Annotated in this window: 8 protein-coding genes; 3 read left to right on the forward strand and 5 right to left on the reverse strand. The window is 67.9% G+C overall.

Going from position 1 to position 21,058, the window contains the following annotated elements:
- Positions 1-800: 800 nt before the first annotated feature.
- Positions 801-1,661 carry a hypothetical protein gene (locus KA419_12200; protein MBP7866698.1) on the reverse strand — a complete coding sequence of 287 codons (861 nt, stop codon included), beginning with the start codon at positions 1,659-1,661 and terminating at the stop codon, positions 801-803.
- A 117-nt stretch (positions 1,662-1,778) separates the two neighbouring features.
- Positions 1,779-4,151, reverse strand: coding sequence for a LamG domain-containing protein (locus KA419_12205; GenBank protein MBP7866699.1), 2,373 nt, complete (start codon positions 4,149-4,151; stop codon positions 1,779-1,781).
- Positions 4,152-4,657: 506 nt separating this feature from the next.
- Here KA419_12205 and KA419_12210 point away from each other — a divergent pair.
- A complete protein-coding gene (locus KA419_12210; protein MBP7866700.1) occupies positions 4,658-7,681 on the forward strand; it encodes a hypothetical protein in 3,024 nt (1,007 codons plus the stop codon).
- 121 nt (positions 7,682-7,802) lie between these two features.
- On the opposite strand, the gene KA419_12215 is transcribed toward KA419_12210, so the two are convergent.
- From KA419_12215 to KA419_12225, 3 genes are all read right to left on the reverse strand, one after another.
- The gene (locus tag KA419_12215) at positions 7,803-7,982 is read right to left on the reverse strand and encodes a hypothetical protein (GenBank protein MBP7866701.1); all 180 of its coding nucleotides are present in this window, start codon (positions 7,980-7,982) and stop codon (positions 7,803-7,805) included.
- 1,909 nt (positions 7,983-9,891) lie between these two features.
- Positions 9,892-11,211 (reverse strand): S41 family peptidase, encoded by a 1,320-nt coding sequence (locus KA419_12220; GenBank protein MBP7866702.1) that lies wholly within the window; start codon positions 11,209-11,211, stop codon positions 9,892-9,894.
- A 179-nt stretch (positions 11,212-11,390) separates the two neighbouring features.
- Positions 11,391-12,359 carry a bifunctional helix-turn-helix transcriptional regulator/GNAT family N-acetyltransferase gene (locus KA419_12225; GenBank protein ID MBP7866703.1) on the reverse strand — a complete coding sequence of 323 codons (969 nt, stop codon included), beginning with the start codon at positions 12,357-12,359 and terminating at the stop codon, positions 11,391-11,393.
- 393 nt (positions 12,360-12,752) lie between these two features.
- Between KA419_12225 and KA419_12230 the strand changes: the two genes are divergently transcribed.
- Together KA419_12230 and KA419_12235 are read left to right on the forward strand one after the other, a co-directional pair.
- On the forward strand, positions 12,753-14,660 hold the full coding sequence (locus KA419_12230; GenBank protein MBP7866704.1) for a hypothetical protein: 1,908 nt from the start codon (positions 12,753-12,755) through the stop codon (positions 14,658-14,660).
- 873 nt (positions 14,661-15,533) lie between these two features.
- On the forward strand, positions 15,534-21,056 hold the full coding sequence (locus KA419_12235; protein ID MBP7866705.1) for a VCBS repeat-containing protein: 5,523 nt from the start codon (positions 15,534-15,536) through the stop codon (positions 21,054-21,056).
- The last annotated feature ends 2 nt before the right edge of the window (positions 21,057-21,058 follow it).

The following is a 21,058-nucleotide window of genomic DNA, read 5'->3' on the forward strand; positions in this document are numbered from 1 at the left end:
GAACATGGATATCCGCCAACGACCGCCGCTTGGGACGGATCACGTACTCCCCGTTTACCCCCCGCTCCCAGATCAGCTCGGTCCCGGGCCCGATGTCCAGATCGCTTCGAATCCGCCGCCCCTCTACACCGATTGAACCCCTGGCGGTGAACTTCGCCGCGTGCTCGATCCTCGCGGAAAGTCGTTCATCCCCTGCCCGGATCAGCCGGGCGCGCTCGAAGAGGATGACGACCCCCTTTCCCCAACCGGCCTTTCCCCGGGGCTCGGGCGAAGCACCCCTTTTCCCGCCTTCATCCCGCCCGTGTTTCGCTTTCGCCCCGCCTATATCCGGCCTTCGCCCCTTCCTCGTCCGGCCTTCGCCCCGCCTATGTCCGGCCTTCGCCCCGCCTATGTCCGGCCTTCGCCCCGCCCATGTCCCGCCTTCTCCCCGTCCTCATCCGACCTTTGTCCCGTTCTCGTCCCGCATGGATCGTGGGCTTTGCCTCTTCACCCCGTCAGGGGTGAAATATTTGTAGAAAAAGCGGTTATATAGATCCCCCCCCGCGCGCCGCCGGCCGGTGAACGGGCCCCGCAGCACGATTTCCCCCCGGCGGCGCGCGGGGGAACCCGAAAGATCGTGGTGTGGAGAACGCGAGTGGTCCACGTCAGGAGTTCGCACGCGCCGTCCCGGCGCGGGGGAGTAGCGAACCCGGAAGATCATGGTGTGGAGAATGTGAGTGGTCCGCGTCGAGACGACGCGTACGAACCTCATCTTGTCCGCGTCGAGACGACGCGTACGAACGTCGGTGGGGGAAAAGGGCTCAGTTGTACGTCGAGGGGTGCGGGGGGCCCTCCGGGTTGGCCGGGGGAAGGGTGACCTGCACCGGGGGGTGGACGGTGGAGACGCCGTAGCTGTCCACGTCCTCCAGGCGGTACCACCAGGTGCGCACCGGCCCCACGGCGTCGTCCACCCACTCGTACACCGCGCCGGTGACCTCGTTGCCCCGGGCGGGGAGGATCGCGGGGTTGAGCCGCTCCCACGGCCCGTCCGCCGTCTCGGCCCGCTGCACGTAAAAGCCGAGGTTGTCCAGCTCCGACAGCGTCTCCCACCGCACCACCACCCCCAGGGGCAGCACCGGCGTCGCCGTGAACCACGCCAGGTCCACCAGGAGAGGTGCGTCCTTGTCGGCGAGGGTGAGCCGGGTGGCTTGGTATTGGGCGAACGGGACAGAGGATTGAACAAGATAGCCCGTGCCCTGGCCGGTGAATTCCGCATAGCCGTTCCACGTCTCGGGCACCGTGGAGAGGAAGAGCCTCAAATCCGCTTCATCGCAATCGTTCAACTCGCTGCTGTCGTAATAGAAAGTGACGGTCGCAGAACAGGCCTTGTTGGGGACAACGTCGTAGCTTCGCAGAATCCCTTCACGACTGAAGGCCCCGACCTCCGCGGCGTGCCGGCGGGTCACGGTGAAGGTGATCGGGAACCCGCCGGTCGGGACGACGCTCGACAGGTCCAGGCCGAGGCCGGCGATGTCCTCCTTGGCGCCGGTCATGGTGTAACTGGCCTCGATGGAACCGTCCGTCCCCTTGACGGTGCAGCCCGGGTTCTCCACGAGGGTCCCCGAACCGAGGAACTTGATGTCGTTGCCGTTCAGGTCGATATCCCCCTGGGTGACGGTCACGGTGCCCCCGTCGAGGATCTCGAACGTGACCGGGGGGTACAGGCCAACCAGGACCAGGTCGGCGGACCCGGAATTGTCGAGGACGAGGTTGTACGCCGAGGTCCCCCAGACGAAGCACTACCTCGAACTCCCAACAAAAGCCAGGGTACCCGTCGCACAGGCGAAGGGCGCCTGGGAGGTGCCGAAGAAATGGCCCGAGACGCTGATCTTCCGGCTGTTGTCGAGGTAGAAGTTCTCGCCGACGTGCAGGTGATGGCAGGCCCGGTCCCCGGTGGTGCTGTTGAGCCTCGGTTGCGTGTCGGAAGGGGAATACGCCGGTGATTTGTGCAGGCCCGCGTTGTCCGTCGCCGTCGGCACGGCGTAGCGGCTCCAGTTGCCCGGGAGGTCCCAGCGGGAACTCGCCGGGGGATTCCCTGCGCTACTCTCGGCGCCGATCCAGGTGTAGAACGCGGTGGACGAACCAAAGACGGGGTAGGTGGAGGAATAGCTGAGGGTGCCCTGGTTCCCTCCCCCGGAGTGGTCGGCCAGGCGCGTGCCGAGCGCGGCGTTGTCCTGGCCGGCCGTTCCGAAATCCATCCGGAAATAGAGGACCAGGCCGTAATCCGTCCCGACCAGGTTGCGGAAAATGCAGCCGGGGATCGTTTCGATGGGGGAGTAGTCGTCGAGGTTGTAGTTCCAGATCCGGACCTCGTCGAGCGAGGCGCCCAGGCAGGGGGTGGCCCCGGACTGGTAGCGCCCCACGTAGAGGGGGTTGGCGGCGCTGGCGGTGCACCCGTCGTAGAAACCGTCGGCGGTGGCGTCGGCAATGCCGTCCAAATAGATGTAAACCGTTCCGGCGTAATGGGTCACCGTCACGTGGTGCCACGTGCCGTCCATCACCGCCGCCGTGGAGGTCAAGGTCGTTGCGGTGTCGGAGAACCGGAGCTTGCCTTCGCCGGACCCCGTCACCTCGACGAGGTAACCGCCGGAGGCGTCCGTGTGGTCGATCACGGCCCGGTCGCCCGCGGGGGCGGCGCCCTTGATCCAGAACATGAGGGTGAAGCTCCCCGTGGAAAAGTCCAGGGAGGCGTCGTCCGCCACCGCGACGTAGTCCTCGGACCCGTCCAGGGTCAGGGCGTTTTTCGGCCCGGCGAAGGCCCCGGACCGGCGATACTCACTCGTGCCGCTCCAACTGAGGTCCTCGGCCGTTTCAACGCTGTCGTTCCCGTCGCCGTCGAACTTGTAGTAATGCTGGAGGCCGCACTCGGTGCCCGACAGCGCGGTGGACATGTTGTCGTAGATCTCCGTCTGCGTCCGCGCTACCGACCAGCAACGGACTTCTTCGATGTCGCCATTCCAGTAATAATCGCTGGAGGAGGAACCCTTGTAGTATTGTCCGCGACCCACCATGAAGGTGCTGAAGCTTGTCGCCAGCGCTGCGGTGGTTGAACCGACGGATGAGCCGTTCAGGTAGAACTCGAGGCTGGCGCCGTCGAAAGTCATCGCGTAGTGGTTCCACGCGTCTTTGACGATGGTGCCGGAACTGGCCACCGTGGCCCAGGTGAAACCGTCGCTGATGCCGGCCTCGGCCTTCCCGTCCCCGTTGACCCGGATATAGTACCCGCTGGGGTATTCTGAGTCTTCATTCTGCGAGACGATGTACTGGTCGGCGGGGGTTTCGCTGGCGCACCGGGCCCAGGCTTCGACGGTGAACGCCTTGGATGGAAAGAGGACCGAAGAGGAGGAAAAGTAGTCGGTGGCGCCGTCCAGGGTCACATAGCTCTGGCAGACGCCGGAACCGCCGCTGACGAAGGTGCCCGTGCCGCCCAGGTTGTCCGGGCGGGTGGCATCCTGGGCATTGCCGTCGAACTTGTAGTAAAGCAGGAGCTTGCAGATGGCGTCGGTGAAGGAGGTGAACATGCTGCCGCAGATCTCGGCCTGCGTCCGGGCGACCGACCAGTAGCGGACTTCGTCGATGTGCCCGGTCCAGTTGTAATCGGACCCGGCGTACTGCCCGCACCCGACGGTGAAGTAGGAGTCGCTGTGGAACGGCGTCACGGCCTCGGACCCGATGCGAACGCCGTTCAGGTAAAAAAGCATATTGGTGCCGTCGTACACCAGGGCGTAGTGGTTCCAGTCCCCCTGATCGATGTCGAAAGAGGAGGTTGCCGTCACCCAGCTGGAACCGTTCCCGATACCCGCCTCGGCGTACCCGGAAGCGTTGACCCGGAGGTAGTAGCCGTGCCGGCTGGCGCCGTCGTCGTCGTTCTTGGAGACGATGAACTGGCTGGCGGGGTCGGCGCTGTCGCACCGGGCCCAGGCTTCCACGGTGAACGCCCCGGTCGGGGAGGCGATCGCGGACGAGTCCAGATAGGTGGAACCGGACAGCCAGGCGCACCCGCCGTCCCCGATCCCCGCGAGCGCGGGGGCGGAAAGGGCCAGCGCCGCCAGGGCGACGAGAAGGGGGCGTCCGGCTTCGAGCATCCGTCGGGTTCCGTGCGTTGTCTTCATGGGGACCTCCCGCCCGGGGGCGTGTTCTCTGAAGTGAATCAATTATATCACAGTTGATGAACGGCCGGCGGTCGCAAATCACAAAAGCGTCGATGGGGGTGAAAAAGGGGCCGAAGCGTTCGCCCCGTCGGGCGGCCGACGCGTCGGGCCGTACGCGATCAGTCGGAGCCGCGCGCGTAAGCAAGCGGTCAAATTCCCGGGGACCCTCGCGCCTGCCGGGCAACGCGGTGAGTTGCGGTGGACGATGGCGATTCTCAATAACCGCTCCCTTACGGTCGCGGGTCTGACTTGACCGCTCCCTTACGGTCGCGGCTCTGACTGGACTGCTTCTCCCCCCTTTCCGTGTGCGTCATGACGTGGTATGATTTTGACAACGCTTCGGAGGGGGAGACGGCGCGGAAGGGTTCAGGCGCGGGGGATCGCCGCCCGCGAGCGTTCACGGCCCCGCGGCGGCCGGGGCGCGTGCCGCCCCGGGAGGGGTGGACATTTTTCGGGAGGAGGGCCCCATGATTCGATTCCGGCGACCCCGCACCCGGTGGGTGACCGCCGCCCTGGCCCTGGCCGCCGCGGCGGCGTTCGCCCCCGCCGCGACCCCGTCGGCGGGCGGGCGGCACCTCGAACTCGTCCTGGAAACCCCCGCGTACCGCCTGGAACCGGGGGACGGCCGCCCGGGCGCCCGGCGGGTCGTCCTGCCGGGGTGGGGGCGCACCACCGAGCCGGGCCGGCCCGAACTGCCGGTGTGGACGCAGCTGGTCCAGGTGCCGGCGGAGGGGGAAATCCGGGTCCGGGCCGTGGTGGAGGGGGAGCGCGTCCTCCCCGGCTTCCAGCCCGTCCTGGTGGGGGCGCCGTCCGGGGGGGGCGAGGCGGGAGACCTGCTGGGTGATGGTCGTTCCCCGCTCCCGCCGGGGCCCTTTCCCGCCGCCGCCGTCGAGATCTCCCCCCGGATGCGCCTGCGGGGGACGGTCCTGGCCCGGCTCCGCGCCTGCCCCTTCCGATGGGACGCCGGCAGCGGCGAGCTTCGGGTGGCCCGCCGGATGATCCTCCACGTGGATTTCGAGACGCCCCTCCAACCGGGGGATCCCCGCTCGGACGCCTGCCGGCCGCTGGCGGCGCTGCCCCCCCTGGAGCGCGACTTCGAGGCGGCCAAGCGGGGCGTGCTGCCCAACCGGGCCCCCGACGGCCCTTCCGGCGGGATGCAGCCCGAACCCCGGGCCTTCCGTGCGCCCGCCGGCCCCACCACCGACGCCCTCAAGCTGTCTTTCCGCGCGGGGGGCATGGCCCGGCTCGGCTACGAGGCCCTGGCCGCGGCGGGCCTCCCCGCCGGCATCGACCCCGCCGCGTTCCGGGTGGTCTGCCAGGGGCGCGACGTGGCCCTGCGGGTGGCCTCGGACGACGCCGCCTTCGGGCCCGGCGACGCGGTGGAATTTTTCACCGAGCCCTTCGTCGACAGCTACACCGACACCAACGTCTACTGGCTGACGTGGGAGGGGCCGCCCGGCCCGCGCATCGGGGCCCGCGACGGCGCCCCGTCCGGCCTGGAGCCGGCCGCCCCCCGGTACACCCGCACCCGGCAGTTCGAGGAGAACAAGCTCTGGTGGGGCAACACCCCCGGCGCCCCCGAAAACGACTACTGGTTCTGGGAGAAGTTCACGTCGCCCATGATTCGCTCCTACACCCTGACGGCGCCGGATTACGACCCGGCGGCCGGAACGCCCCCGGTTTTCCGGGCCGTTCTCCAGGGGCGTTCCGTCTCGGCGCCCCACCCCAACCACGTGCTTCGGGTCTCGTTCAACGCCGTGGCCCTGGGGGAGGACCAGTGGGACGGCCAGGATGTCTCCGTGCCGTTCCACACCATCCCCCCGGGGGTGCTCAAGGCGGGGGCGAACACCGTCACCCTCGAGTCGCCCGGCGCGGCCGGCGGCGCCGTGGACGTCTTTTACCTCAACCGCCTGGAGCTGAGCTACCCCAGCCTTTTCCGGGCCGAGGGGGACTGCATTGACTTCACACTGGACACCGAGGGGCCGACCCGGGTGGAGGTCCCGGGCTTCGGTTCGCCCGGGGTCCGGGTCTTCGACGTCACGGACGCCGACCTTCCCGTCGAAATCACCGGGGTCCAGGTGTCCCCGGAGGGCGCGGGTTACCGGGCCGTGTTCACCCTCGCCGAAAGCGGGGCGCACCGCTGTGTGGCCGTGTGCGGGCCCGCCTGGCTGAGCCCGGATTCCATTCGGCTGCGCCACCCGCTCCCCCCCGCCGGCCCGCCCGACGGCGCCGACCTTCTCCTGGTCACCGCCGAGGACTTCCTGGAGTCATTGCAGCCCCTGGCGGATCTGCGCGAGCGCCAGGGCGTCCGCGTGGCGCTCGTGGGGGTGGAAGCCCTCTACGACGCGTTCAACTGGGGTATTTTCAACCCCCGGGCCGTGAAGGACTTCATCGCGTGGGCCTACTGGGCTTGGCCGGGGCCGCGCCCGTCGTACGTCCTCTTCGTGGGCGACGCCGACCTGGACTACCACGACCACACCGGGACGGGCCGACGCAACCGTGTCCCGGTCTACACCCGGAAGACCTTCGACCTCGGCCTGACGCCCATGGACAACTGGTATGCCTGCGTGGACGGCGACGACCCGGTGCCCGACCTTTTCCAGGGGAGGCTGCCGGCCGTCGATGCCGCGGCGGCCGCCGCCGTGGTGCAGAAGGTCATGCACTACGAGTCCGGGCAGGGGGTGGCGCCGCTTCGGGTGAACCTCACCGCCGATAACGACGCCCCGGTTTTCCAGGCGGTTTCCGAAGAGGTTTCGGCCTTCATCCCGGAGACCTACCAGCGGGACCGGGTATACCTCAGCCAGTACACCAACTTCACCCAGGCACGGAACGATCTCTTCGCGTCTTTCAACCGCGGGGTGAGCTTCTCCAATTTCGTCGGCCACGGCTCCATCACCAACTGGGCGGGCGAGATGATCTGCCGGAACAGCGACATGGTACGGCTGGCGGACGGGATGCCGCTCATGTTCGTCATGTCCACGACGTGCCTGAACGCCTACTTCGCCCACCCCGAGTACTACTCGCTGGGGGAGGCGTTCCTGGCTGTCCCGGGGAAGGGGGCCGTGGCCTGTTTCATGTCGTCGGGGCTGACCTACGACTGGGAAAACCAGGTGACCGACCTCGCCCTGGTGAAACTGGTCTTCGCGGAGAACTGCACCCTGCTCGGCCCCGCGACCCTCCGTGCCCGCCTGGAGGCTTACCGGACCGGGGCCACCTCGCTGGTCCTCGACACCTACCAGCTCCTGGGCGACCCGATGACCCGCCTGAGAACCGCGCCGCTCGGGGACGTGGACGGGAGCGGGGCCTTCGACGCCTCGGATCTTTACGTGATTGCGGCGGTGCTCGCCGGGGAAGTGGTAGAGGGGAAACCGCCCTGCCGAATTCCGGACGCGGCGGACTTCAACCGGAACCGGCGGCTGGACGCCCAAGACCTGGCCATGGCCACGGCCCTGCTGGTCGGGGTGTTGCCCTGGCCGATCCCGCCCGCCTGACCGGGAAAGGCAAAGTTGCTAACGCCACCCCCAAGGACGGACGAAAATCCTGGATCTTCGAATTGCGTGATGAACCCAGTTGGCCGCTTCACCCCGTTTGCCCGGACGGGGAAGGCCCGACCTAGCGGGGGGGCGGCTCCCCAGGCTTGCTGCCGGGCGGCGAGTAAGGCGTGCACGCCTGCGCGGGGCCCATCTCCTGCAACAGTTCCTCCGGGGTGTAGGTCCGGATGCGGGGCGGGACCCAGACCTGGCGTTCCGCTTCCTTGGCTTCGGTCACGCGGTTTTCCGTTGCTGAATCCATCCTCTCCCCCTGCGTCGTCCGTTTGTCCTCTTCTTCACCCCTCATCCGATATAAGTTACTCTAACACACTGTCGGAATTGTGACAAGCGCTTTGTTGAAGGGGAAAAACACCCGGCGCTCACCGCGAGGGGATGACGACGGGGCCGTTGAACCCCGGAGGGAACCCGGGAGGACACCCTGACCCGAAGCGGAGGGAGCCAAGCGTTGCCCTCCCCCTGGCTCCGTGATCGCAACGCCGGTTTTGAAGGGGCCGTCGCGCCTTCGGCTTTTCACACGGACAACAACACGTGACACGGTCGCAAAAAACCCGGATTCAGATCTCACAGAGGCACGGAGGCACGGAGAAGAATCAACAGGATGGTTGATTCTGTCAAATACGATGACCCCGCAACAGTCGCGAAAGGGAGATTTCCCGCGAATAAAACGAATAGACGCGAATTTAAAACGAATAATATCTATTAATCTTTGATTTCTGATTCGCGTTCATTCGCGTGATTCGCGGGCAAAAATGACTTTTTACGGGCCCATCACATACGCTTTGCCTTACTCCGTGCCTCAGGGCCTCCGTGAGAGAAAAGGTTTTTTACGGGACCGTCAACAACCGGGAGGAGCGCTTTGCTCCCGCCGCCTTCGGGGCGGGTCAGCCTCTGCGATGCGACGGCTTGCCCCGGGCTGAAACGCCTTTCACCTTCGGGGAATCGGGGGGCATAAATCCCACCGGGATCGGAGTTCCACAGGGCCCCGCCGGGATCGGACATTCGCGGGGCCCCGCCGGGATCGGGTGTTCGCGGGCCCCCGGGCGGGTTTTCCCGCCACCGGGAGTCGATCGCCTCCGCGCCCTCACCCCGTCAGGGGTGAAATGTTTGTAGTAAAAGAGCTTATTATTCATTTCCCCCGCGCGCCGCCGGGGGTGAAGCGTGCCCCGGGGCGCCCTCCCGGCCGGCGGCGCGCGGGGGAGGAGAATCATATAACGGCCATTTCTACAAATATTTCACCCCTATGGGGTGAAGACGCGGCGAGCACGATTCCGATGGGGTGAAGACGCGGAGGGCACGATTTCGATGGGGAGAAGACACGGCGAGTACGATTCCGATGGGGCGAAGACGCGGAGGGCATGATCCTGACCGGGTGGGAACGCGGCGTACACCACCCTGGCGCGGTGAAGAACGAACGGACACGATCCCACGGGGTAAAAGGGTGACGGGCACGACTGAGGTTCAGAACACCCGCCCATGATCGTGGGCCCGGGCACCCGCCCATGATCGCGGGCCAGGACACTCGCCCATGATCGCGGGCCAGGACACTCGCCCATGATCGCGGGCCAGGACACCCGCCCATGATCGTGGGCCCGGGCACCCAAGCGTTGCCGAGGCGGGCATTCCGTGCTCCTGAAGCTCTCGCAGAGGCGCTCGGGCGCGGAGAAACCCCGGGGGATGCCTGGACCGACCCGGGCGCTTCAGCGGCGGCGTTTACCAAGCTGTTGTCGATCCCGGCTGCCTTCCCAGGCCCCTTTCACCGGGCGAAGTCCCGGAGAAAGCCCAGGATGTTCGCGGGGCCCAACCAGAACAGGATTTTCGCGGAGCCCGACCGGTGTTGGCGCTTCGAGGGCCCTGGCCCTCCCCGAAGGGGAGGGGGCGTCCCAGCCGGGGGCCAGACGCGGGCGCCGGCCGCGAACGTGCACGGTGCCGTTCGTTCATGGCGCCCGCGTCGCCGCCCCCGGAACGCGGCGGCGGGGGGATCAGACGCACCCTGAAAGGGTGCCGGGACGGCGGGTTTTCACGGCCGGACCGGAAGGCCGCACCCGGAAATGCCGGGCCGCGGAGCGCGTCGCGGAGGCCGCCGGAGCAGCGCGTCCCCGACGCACATCGCGCTTTCCGGAGAAGCGAACCCGGGGGGGGCCGTGCCGCCCTCACTCCGTCCGGGGGGTCACGTCCACGCGGCCGTCCTCGTAGTGGCCTTCGACGGCGGTCACCTTGTCGCCGGAGCGCACGAACTTCAGGCGGAAGGCCGGGGCGGCCTCCAGGGCGAAGCAGTCCGGGGTCACCGGGGTCAGCTTCCCCTTGGGGCGGCCTTCCCGCTGGTAGTAGAGGCTCCCGTTCTCCAGGGTGACCCGGCGCGGGCCGTAGGTCCCGACGCAGGCCTGCAGGGCCGACTCGGGCAAGGTCAGCGGCTCGAGCTTCGCCTTCAGCCCGTCCCGATGCCAGAGGCAGAAGCGCCGGGAGTCGGTGTCCGTCGCCTTGGCGGCCAGTTTCTCCAGCGCCAGGGCGCAGGCGGTGTCGAGGGCCTTCTCCGCGGGGACCTTCACGTCGGGCTCCACGCCGGTCCCCTCCCAGTTCGTCTTCGAGACGGGGTTGACGGCCCGGGCGTAGGGGATCCCCACCCAGAAGTCGTCGTTGATCACCTCCTGCCTCACGGGGTGGGCCCCGCCGCCGGTGGTCTCGCCCACGAGGGTGGCGCGCTTGAGGTTCTTGAGGTTGTAGGAGAATTCCTCGGCGCCGGAGAAGGTCCGTTCGCTGGTCAGCACGTAGAGGTCGGTGGCGGGGATCCGCTTCCCGGGGACGTAGGGGAGCGTCCAGAACTGCTCCGTCCGGTTCCCGTCGCGGTATTCGAAGGAGTTGAGGTGCACGGGGCCCCCCTCGAAGAAGTAGCTGGTGATCAGCTGGATCATCACGGGGTTCCCTCCGCCGTTGTCCCGCAGGTCGATGACCAGCGCGTCGGCGGAGGCGAGGAAGGCCATCGCCCCGACGGCCACGGGGAACGCGTCGGGGTCCTCGCTGAAAAAGTCGAACTTCAGGTAACCGAGGTTGCCCGGCAGGGTCCGCACTTCCCTGAAACCGTAGTTGTCCTGCCGTTCCCGCCGTTTCTGGCGCTGCTTCAGCTCGGTCTCCTCGCTGGAGGTCCGGTTTTTCGACTGGCGGATCAGGTCCGGGGCGTAAGACACCCGCATGTGCTTGTCGTGGCCGACGGAATCGAGGTCCGCGGTCAGCCGCCGCGCGAACGCGTCGGGGGCTTCGATGGCGTCGTAGGCGCCGGAGGCCAGGTTCTTCCGGAGCAGGTCCCCCATCTTCAGGGCGGTCTCCGGAAAGACGTACTTCGCCTTCAGCAGGTCGGCCAGCGTGTTCACCACCGCCGCCTTCGCCTCGGGGGACAGCGGGGCCGGCTGCACCTGGGCGGGGACGGGGCCGAGAAAAAGGCACAGGGCGAAAACGGCGCACAACAGGTTTTTCATGGGTGATCCTCCCGGATGATTTTTCAACGATTCAATAGCCGATGCCTTCGTAAAAAGTCCGGATTTAAATCTCACAGAGGCACAGAGGCACGGAGAAGCAACATAAAGCCTTTTTGTCCATGGAATAAAAGTTGCATTTCTCCGTGCCTCCGTGAGATCAAAAGACTTTTTCGGAGAGGTCAATCGTTGACAGAGGCTGTGTTCAGCCGCTTCGCCATCCTGACGGTGGGCCGCTGGAAGTGCGTCGGGTCGGTGAGCGGGACCGGCTCGAACCCGAGCTTCCGGTAGAGGGCGACGGCGGCCTCCAGCTTCAGGCTGGTGTGGAGGACCACCGTCTCCGCGCCCAGGTCGCGGGCCGCCGCCAGGGCGTGGCGGGCCAGCCGCTCGCCGATCCCCCGTCGCTGGAACTTCTCCTCCACGGCCATCTTGGACAGTTCGAAGGACCGGTCGCCGAGGCGGACCAGGGCGCAGGTCCCCACGATCCGGCCCCCCGTCTCGGCGAAGAAGATCCGCCCGCCCGGGGCCAGCACCCGCTCCTCCGGGTTTTCCAGGACCTCCCGGTCGGGGTCCTCGACCTGGAAGTGCTTGCGCAGCCACTGGTAATTCAGGATGCCGAAGTATTTCCGGAATCGCGGTTCGAAGTCCAGGATCCGGACGGAACCGGCACGGCGTTCATCGGTGCAGCGCTGGATACGTTCCAGCATGCTCCGCCGCGCCAGGGCGTCCTCGACGGCCTCGACGGCCGCCAGGAGGTCGGTCCCCGACTCCTGGACCAGTCCCTGCGTGGCGGTTTCGATGTCTTCCCAGACCGGGCGGATGGCGGCATCGAGCGTTCTCCCCCGCGGCGACAGGGCCAGGATCCGCCGGCGACGGTCGCGGTTGTCGGCGGACGAGGTGATCAGGCCGGCCTTTTCCATCTCGGCGGCGACCTGGTTGACGGCGGGGTGGGTGATGCCCACGGCTTCGGCGATGGCCGTGACGGACAGGGGACCGGACTCGGCCAGCTGGTAGAAGATGAGGAACCACCGGGACTCGAAGTTCAGCCCCGCTTCCCGATAAACGAGGCCGGCATCCTGCATGAGCCGGTCGCTCAACCGTTTGAGGCGGCTGCCGAGTGCCAGTATGCCCAGTTTTCGGATCGTTTCCATGGCCTCCCCCCGGCGTAAGCCGATTGGGTAAGTGCTTACCTAATAGTCTACGAAAAGGGCGGTCCGGAGGTTGCAGGAAAATGATCGGGAGGGCTCCCTGCGGCGGCCCAGGGTTGATGAAGCCGCAAAAAGTTCCTTGCAGCCCGCGAATCACGCGAATGAACGCGAATCAGAAATCAACAATCAATAGATATTATTCGTGTTGTAAATTCGCGGATATTCGTGTTCTTCGCGGGAAATCTCCCTTTCGCGACTTTTGCGGGCTCATCAAACGTGTTCAGCTTGAAAAACATTCCGGTTTGATACGTAAAAGGAGATCATCCGGACGATCCGTCCCGGGCCCCGCTGAGGGGGGGCCGTGACGGCCGGCCGGCATTTCCGCGGAGGTGGACCATGGACAGGGCGAATCGGCGGTCAGCGAAGGTCAGGATCGGGGCCGGGGTGTTGCTGGCGTTCCTGGTGCTGGGGGCTTGCCTGGCCCAGGGCGATGCCCACGGAGGCTTCGACCCGGCCCGGTGGGACCTTTCGGGCGCGAAGCTCCTCGACGTCGGGGGGCGGAAGGCCCTGGCCGGGGTCGCGACGCTCCGGGACGTCGACTTCGGGGACGGCGTCCTCGAGGCGGACTTCTTCGTGGCCGGCGACCGGGCCCGCTCCTACCCGGGCCTTTTCTTCCGCATCCGGCCCGGGGGCAGCTGGGAACGCATCTACCTCCGGCCGCACCGGCACGCGCTGTACGCCGACGTGGTGCAGTACGTGCCCTCCTTCAATCGGGTGGATTCCTGGCAACTGTATCACGGCCCCGGCTGCACGGCGCCCGCGACCCTCCCGGTCGGGCGGTGGTTTCACGTCCGGGTGGAAGTGGCGGGGACCGCGGCCCGGGTCTTCCTGGGGGACGACCCCCGGCCCTGCCTGGTGGTGGACCGCCTCCGGCACGGGGTCAGCCGGGGGACGGTGGGGGTGTGGACGCCCCCCGACGGATCGGCCTGCGCCTCCAACTTCACCTGGCGGGCCGCGGACAGCCTGAAGATCGAGACCCCACCGCCGGCGGACCCGCCGCCGGGCGTCGTCCGGTCGTGGCAGCTCTCCCGGTCCTTCCCGTTTCTCGAAGTGGACATGGAGAAAAACCCCGGTGAACAGGGCCTCGGGGACCCGGCCTGGCAGGACGTGACCGCCGAGCCGGACGGCCTGGTGGACGTGGCCCGGTACCGGCCCCGCAGCGGCGCGCCCGACGTCGTCCTGGCCCGCACCGTCCTCCGGGCGGAAGCGGACGAGGTCCGCAAGCTCAATCTCGGCTACAGCGACGCGGTGAGCGTGTTCTTAAACGGCCGGATCCTGTTTTCCGGGGACAGTTCCTACACCTCCCGCGACGCCTCGTTCCTGGGCATCGTCGGCCTGCAGGATGCCGTTTACCTCCCGCTCAAGAAAGGGGACAACGAACTGGTGCTCATGGTGGCGGAAAGCATGGGCGGGTGGGGCTTCAAGGCCCAGGACGGGACCGCCGTCTTCACGGCGCCCGGGGTGAGCCGGAGATGGGAGGCGCGGGGCGCGTTCCGCATCCCCGAATCGGCGGCCTGGGACCCGGCCTCCAAGGCGGTCTACGTGTCCTCCTACGACCCGTTCGACCGGCGTCCCGGCGAGGGGCGGCAGTTCATCTCGAAGCTGGCGCCGGACGGGCGCGTCGAGAAGGCGGACTGGGTGACGGGGCTCAGGAACCCGGCCGGCCTGGCCGTCCACGGGGGGACGCTCTACGCCGCCGAGCCCACGGCGCTGGTGGAGATCGACATCCCCACGGCCCGGCTGACGAGGCGGACCCCGGTGGAGGGGGCGGTGATGCTCAACGACGTGGCCGTCGGGCCCGACGGGGCGGTGTACCTCTCCGACTCGGTGAAGAACGTGATTTACCGTGTTATGGAGGGGAAACCCGGGGCCTGGCTCGAGGGTGAGGCGGTGTCCCGCCCCAACGGCGTCAGCGTGGCGGGCGGGAAGCTCTACTGGGGCAACAACGGCGACCAGCGCCTCAAGTCGGCCGACCTGGCCACGCGGGAAGTCCGGACGGTGGCCGCCTTCGGCCCCGGGATCCTCGACGGCGTCGTCTGCCGGGCCTCGGGGGACATCCTGGTCTCCCACAACGAGGGGCGACTCTACCGGGTGGGCCCGGACGGCGCGGTCACGCGCCTGCTGGACACCTCCGTGATCGGGGCCAACCTCGCCGATTTCGCCTGGGCCCCCGAGCTCGGCCTGGTCATCGTCCCCGCGTGGGTCCACAACCGGGTCTCGGCCTGGGCGCTCCCGGGCAAGTAAGGAGCGGGTGTCCTGTTCGTACGGTGGGTGTCCCCCATCCCCGAACCCGGATAAACCGGAAAGAAACCACGGATGAACACGGAGGGACACGGATCATCCGGAGGCTCCAGAAAAAACAGGCGGTCTTGACCTCTCGCCAAGGCGCAAAGACGCCAGGCCTCGCAAAGCCGGAAGCGGAAAAGGGGGATCCCCGGCCGCTCGGGCGAGGCAAATTGAACCCCGGGGTGCGGCGGGTTTAACGGGCTTGTTGTTTCCGCCACGCGCTGCGATGTTTGAACACGCGCGGGGGGACGGCCCGGCGCCCCGAAAACGGCCGGCGGGGATGGCCAGGCGGCGCTCCGGCGGCCTGCGCGCCTTGAGTCTGGGGCGTGTGAAAAAGCGGCGCTCCGGCAACCTGCGCGCCGCACTCCGCAAGCTGCTATTTCCACGCCCCGCGCGCCGCCGGGGTTTCCTTCTAGCCCGGGGCGACGTCCGTGCCGGCGGCGCGCGGGGCGTAAAAGATTCGAACCGGCCGCGTTTCTACACAGATTCATCCCCTGACGGGGATGAAGATCGTCTCCCCCCAACGCGCCCCGAACCCCGTCGGTGTTCAATCTGCGTAGCGACCGGCCGCCCCCGTGTGTCCCTGCTATCCGTCTGGGGTGCTGGCCTGTCTTTGTCGGTGCATTTTGTAAAAATTGAACCCCTGACGGGGAGAGGGCGATGAGGCGATCGACTCCCGCTGGCGGGAAAACCCGCCCGGGGGCCCCATCCCCTCGAACCGCTCCCCGCCGCCGTCTCGAGCGACCCACCCCGGCTTTCACCGCTCTTGTGGTGCCGACGGTTTTGTAGTATAGTGATTTCCGTTGACTCACGAAAATCCGGAGGTGCGGCATGGGGAAGGGGTTTGCCGTCGTCGCGGGCGTGGTGGTCCTGGTCTGCTCCTGCCCCGCCGGGGGGCGGGCGGCCGTCCCCGAGCCGGAACGGGCGGCCCTGATCGCCCTCTACAATGCCACCGGCGGCGACGGCTGGCTCGACAACACCGGCTGGAAGACACCCCCCCTGGCCCCCGACGGCTTCGCCCAGCCCGGGACGGAGGGGTCCTGGTACGGGGTGACGCTGAGCGGCGAGGACCATGTCATCGACCTCAGCCTGGCCGGCAATCATCTGGCCGGGGTCATCCCTTCCAGCATCGGGAATTTCCCCGAGCTGACCGGGCTGAATTTCAACACGAACCAGCTCGCCGGGCAGGTCCCGACCGAAATCGGTCAGTTGACCCAGCTCGTCACTCTCTCGGCCGCTGACAACCAGCTGTCGGGACCGTTGCCGGCTTCCATGGGCAACCTGACCCATCTGCGCGGGATCACGCTCCACTGGAACCGGCTGAGCGGCCCCATCCCGGACAGTTTCGGCAACCTGGCCGCCCTGGAGATGCTGTCGATCTGGTCGAACCAGCTTTCGGGGCCGCTTCCGGGCAGCCTCGCCAACCTGGTGGCGCTCAAGGCCTTGATCCTCAACGATAACCAGCTGACCGGGCCCATCCCCGCCTGGATCGGCAGCCTGCCGATTCTCCAGCACCTCCAGGTGGACAACAACCTTTTCGAGGGAGGGCCGTTCCCCGCCCACATCCGGAACCTCCGGGAACTCGTCACCCTGGGCCTGACGGGCTGTGGCCTCGCCGGGAGCATCCCGGAATGGATCGGTGAACTCAACAAACTGGAAACCCTTCACCTGTCCGCCAACCTGCTCGCCGGACCGATCCCGGACTCAATGAACAACTTGTCCCATTTACGGGACCTGAGACTGGGCAACAACGACCTGACCGGTGTCATCCCCTCGGCACTCGGTTCATTTGCAGATCTGACCTGGCTGGACCTGGGCGGCAACGACCTCTCCGGCCCTATCCCTCCCGGGCTGGGGAACCTGACCGGGCTGCTCTGCCTGAACCTCGGCGGCGGCAACAGCTTGACGGGTGGTGACGTTCTGGCTTCCCTCACCGGCCTGACCGCCCTGACGAACCTGACGCTCGACGGGTGCGGCCTGACCGGCGAAATCCCCGCCGCCCTCGGTCAATTGAGCCAGTTGACGGAGTTGAACCTGGGGAACAACGACCTTTCCGGGCCGATTCCGGCCTCCCTGGGCCAATTGACGCAGTTGGGGAGGCTCAGGCTCCAGGGCAATCGCTTATACGGGCCCATTCCTCCCCAGTTGGGCAATCTGTCCCTGCTGACCTACCTGGGCCTCGAGAACAACCGGCTTTCCGGGCCGATCCCCCCTGAACTCGGGTCCCTGCCGAACCTGACCGGCCTTGACCTGAGCGGCAACCAATTGTCCGGGAGCATTCCCGCGGGGCTGGGCAACCTGGGGGAACTGCGCACCCTGGCCCTCGGCGGGAACGCGCTCAGCGGCGCCATCCCGCCGGAACTCGGCAATCTCCGCAAGCTGAACAGCCTCGTCCTGGACAACAACCTTCTCTCGGGGAGCATTCCGGTTTCCTTCGGCGATCTGACCGAGCTGGGTTCAATCGTTCTGAGCTATAACCAGTTGAGCGGCCCCCTCCCGTCGAGTCTCGGGAACCTGGACAAGCTGCTGTGGCTGTCCCTGGACCACAACCGGTTGTCCGGCGACATTCCCGTCACGATCGCGCAGCTGGGCTCCCTCGAGACCTTGAACCTCGCTTCCAACGAGTTCTCGGGGACGGTCCCGCCCGGCTTGGCCCAACTGACGAATGCGAAACAGATCAACCTCGGCTGGAATCAGCTGAGCGGCCCCCTTCCGCCCGAGTTGGGTCAGATGACGTGGCTGCAGGATGTGCGCATCGATCACAACCGCCTGACGGGGCCGCTCCCCCCGGAAATCGGCGGGATGACCGGGCTTCGCGTCCTCGGCCTGGACAGCAATGCCCTGCAGGGGCCGGTGCCCGCGACCCTGGTGCAGCTCTCCAACCTGCAGGGCCTGGGCCTGTATTGGAACGCTCTGTACTCCAACGATCCGGCTGTGTACGCTTTTATCAACAGTTTCTCCGGCCAGGGAGATTGGTACGGCTGGGAGACTATCCCGCCCGCAGGCTTTCATACGGAGACGGCCAGCGGGAATTTTGTTCGGCTGGCCTGGGTCGCGCATCCTTACCAGGGCGGTGTGACAGGGTATGAGATCGAACAAGCGCTCTCCCAGGGCGGTCCGTTCACTCCATTCGAATCCTTCGACAACCACGGCGTGAATGCGACGTCCCGCTGCGCCTGCTCGGAAGAGACGCGGTATTACCGGATCCGGAGCTACTGCGAACCGATCGAGTTCAACCCGAACTGGCGCTACAGCGACTGGAGCCCGGTGGTGGAGGTCCCCGCCTCGCCGCCGCCGTCCGGCACCCTCACGGTCTACCACGACCCGGCGCAGCAGGGCCACGTGGAGCCGGGCGGGGGGGCGCAGGTGCTGCCGGCCAGCTACCTGACCTTCGCCGTGCCGCCGGAGGCGCTCGCCCACGTCACGGCGGCGAACCCGGCGGTGATCCAGGTGTCGCTGCCGGCGGGGGCCGCCCTGAGCCAGACCCTGGCGGACGGCTGGACCGACACCGACGCCCCGCTCGCCCAGGGGGGCTTCACGGTGCGGGACCTGGCGGTGTCGGAGTACATGCTGACGGGGAACGACCGCCCGCAGGCGACGGGGACGCCCGTCCCTGCGGGGATCGGCGAGCACGCGGTGCAGCTGTTGCGCTACGTGGCGGGGGAGCACGCGCTGTGGGTCCGGGTCACCGAGAGCACGTCGGGATGGGCTCCCTCGCAGCCCAACCGCTTCCTGGGCTTCACCCTCGGCCTGGGCACGGGGGTGTGGCCCCCGAACGGGTCGAGCAACCTGGGGCCGGCGGGGCAGCACGCCCAGTACACCACGCTGTTTTTCGCGGACCTGACGGACTTCGCCTTCGGGGTGGACGGGCATTTCCCGGTGTCGCTGTGCGCCTTCCGGCAACGGGACTGGGCTCCAGCCGGGGTGGCCATCGCGCCGTCGTGCCCCAGCCTGTTCACCCAGGAGGCCGGGAAGGCGGGGGGCGGCGCCTCGGCGGTGGCGCCGTCGCTGACGTCACTGGACACCGCCGACGTCAACGGCGACGGGTACCTGGACATGGTCTCGGTGGACCAGGCGCCGCGGCTGCTTCACTGGGCCTGCGGCCGGGCGGACGGAACGTGGCCGGAGTACGAGACGCTGGACCTGACGCCGGTGGCGCCGGTGACGGTGACCCTGGGGGACGTGACGGGGGACGGCCGCCCGGATGTGCTGGTGTCGGACACGGCGGGGGTGCTCCACGTGTACCCGTGGGCGGAGGTGTTCGGCGCGGCCCCAAAGGGCGGCAAACCGCGGGCGGCGTGGACGGCCCGGCTGGCGGGGACGCCGGGGGAAGCCGTGCTGGCGGACGTGAACCGGGACCTTCAGAAGGAATACCTCTTCACCGACCCGGCGGGCGGCTGCCTGACGGTGATGTCGGGGCCGAAGTTCGCGACGGCGCGGCACTACGCGACGGGGAACGACCCGCGGTGGCTGACGCTGGGGGATTTCGACGGTGATGGCTGGACGGACGCGGCGGTGGCGCGGGTGGCGACGCCCGCGCTCGCGGTCCTGCTGAACGACGGGGCGGGTCTCTTCATGGCGCCGGCGGGGCTGTCGCTGGCGGCGGCGCCGGTGGACCTGGGGTCGGGGGACTTCAACCGGGACGGACGGAAGGACCTGGTGGTGCTGACCGCGGCGGACAAGGCCCTCAACGCGTTCCTGTCCCAGCCCGGCGGGATTTTCGGCGCGGGGGCCTCGTCGTCGATCGTGTTCACGTCCACGCCGGCGGCCCTGCAAGTGGAGAACTTCGACGGGATAAACGGGGCGGACGTGCTGGTGGGTTTTTCGGACGACGCCACGCTGGCGCTGTGCACGACGGATGCGTCGGGGACGCTGACGCGGACGGCGGACCTGGCGACGGCGGGGAACGTGCTGGCCGACCCGCTGAACGGCACGGCGACCCTCCAGCCCGACGGGGTCCTGGCCCTGGCGGCGGGGACCACCGTGGGCGGGGTGTCGTCTGAGCAGGGGGTGGCGATGCTCCAGCTGCGGGACACGGGCGTCTGGAACCTGCCGCAGAGCCTGGAACTGTCCTTCGGCGTGGTGAACACGGGGAGCACGGAGGCGCTACTGACGGCGGAGGTGTACGACGACCTGACCGGCGCAGTGAAGGGGGCCGGGACGGTGGTGCTGCCGCCCGGGGCGCAGAGCGCGCGGTACGTGAAGGAAGTGGTGGGGACGGCGGCGGAGCTGGCGAACCGCTGGGCGCGCTGCTGGTTGACGGCGTCCGGGGTGGTCGGCTTCTGGCTGGTGAACCGCTGGACGGACACGGTCTACGTGGACGGCGGCCGGGTGCAGGACGCGAGGGAAGCGCGGACGGAGTTGGTTTTCCCGGTGATGGCCGTTTCGGGGGGTCGGAAGACGACGGTGCTCCTGCTGAACCCGAACCGGGGAGAGGCCCGGGTGAGCGGGCAGTTGATCGGCCCGGACGGGGCGGCGAAGGGGGAACCGCTTCCCCTGCTGCTGTCGGGGCTTGGCCGGAAGGTCCTGGACGTGGGGGCGGCTTTCCCCGGGGCGTCGGAGAGCGACTGGCTGCGGGTGCGCTCCGACCAGGGCCTGCTGGGGACGACGCTTTTCGGCCCCCCCCAGGCGATGGCGTGCGCCGAGGCCCTGCCGGTGACGGGGGAAGGCGGGGCGCTGTACAGCCCCCACGCGGCGAGCGGGGACTTCGGGGTGGTGTACGCCTCGGAGCTGTCCCTGGTGAACCCGGGGGCGGCGGCGGTGACGGCCGGGGTGGAACTGCGGGACGACGCGGGGGGGCAACTGGCGTCGGGGAGCGTGTCCATCCCGGCGGGTGGAAAGGCACGGCTCGACGTGGGAACGTTCTTCGGCCTGAGCGGGGCGGTGACGGGGTACCTTCGGGTGATCCCGGACGGAGACGCGGAACTGCTCGGGAGCATTGTTTTCGGGGAGACGGGTGAGCAGGGGCGATTCCTGAGCTGTCTGCCGCTGGTGCGGTGCGGGGCGCCGCGCCAGGTGATGGCGCACATCGCCAACGGGGAGGTGGCGGGGATCCGCTTCGCCACGGGCCTGGCCGTGCTCAACACGTTCGAGGACAGCCAGGTCGTGACGCCCGTGACGCTGACGGCCTGGAACAGCCTGGGGCTGCCCTTGGGTGAATACGTGATCCACCTGCCGGGGAAGAACCGGGCGGTGTTTTACCTGGACCAGGTGATCCCGGGGTTGCCGGACCTGTTCGGGGGTTACCTGAGGCTGGAGACGCCGCCTTCGTCCACGGGAATCGCGGCCTACGAGCTGTTCCACGACGGCGCCCTGCAGTTTCTCAGCGCGGTGCCGGCGGTGGCCTTGCCTTGAAC

The sequence above is a fragment of the Acidobacteriota bacterium genome (assembly GCA_018001935.1).
Taxonomy (GTDB): Bacteria; Acidobacteriota; JAAYUB01; order JAAYUB01; family JAAYUB01; genus JAGNHB01.

Bases quoted from the DNA above. Each gene is read 5' to 3' on its own strand.
- KA419_12230 (MBP7866704.1), top strand. From the start codon at position 12,753: ATGGACAGGGCGAATCGGCGGTCAGCGAAGGTCAGGATCGGGGCCGGG.
- KA419_12215 (MBP7866701.1), bottom strand. From the start codon at position 7,982: ATGGATTCAGCAACGGAAAACCGCGTGACCGAAGCCAAGGAAGCGGAA.
- KA419_12235 (MBP7866705.1), top strand. From the start codon at position 15,534: ATGGGGAAGGGGTTTGCCGTCGTCGCGGGCGTGGTGGTCCTGGTCTGC.
- KA419_12220 (MBP7866702.1), bottom strand. From the start codon at position 11,211: ATGAAAAACCTGTTGTGCGCCGTTTTCGCCCTGTGCCTTTTTCTCGGC.
- KA419_12205 (MBP7866699.1), bottom strand. From the start codon at position 4,151: ATGAAGACAACGCACGGAACCCGACGGATGCTCGAAGCCGGACGCCCC.
- KA419_12210 (MBP7866700.1), top strand. From the start codon at position 4,658: ATGATTCGATTCCGGCGACCCCGCACCCGGTGGGTGACCGCCGCCCTG.
- KA419_12225 (MBP7866703.1), bottom strand. From the start codon at position 12,359: ATGGAAACGATCCGAAAACTGGGCATACTGGCACTCGGCAGCCGCCTC.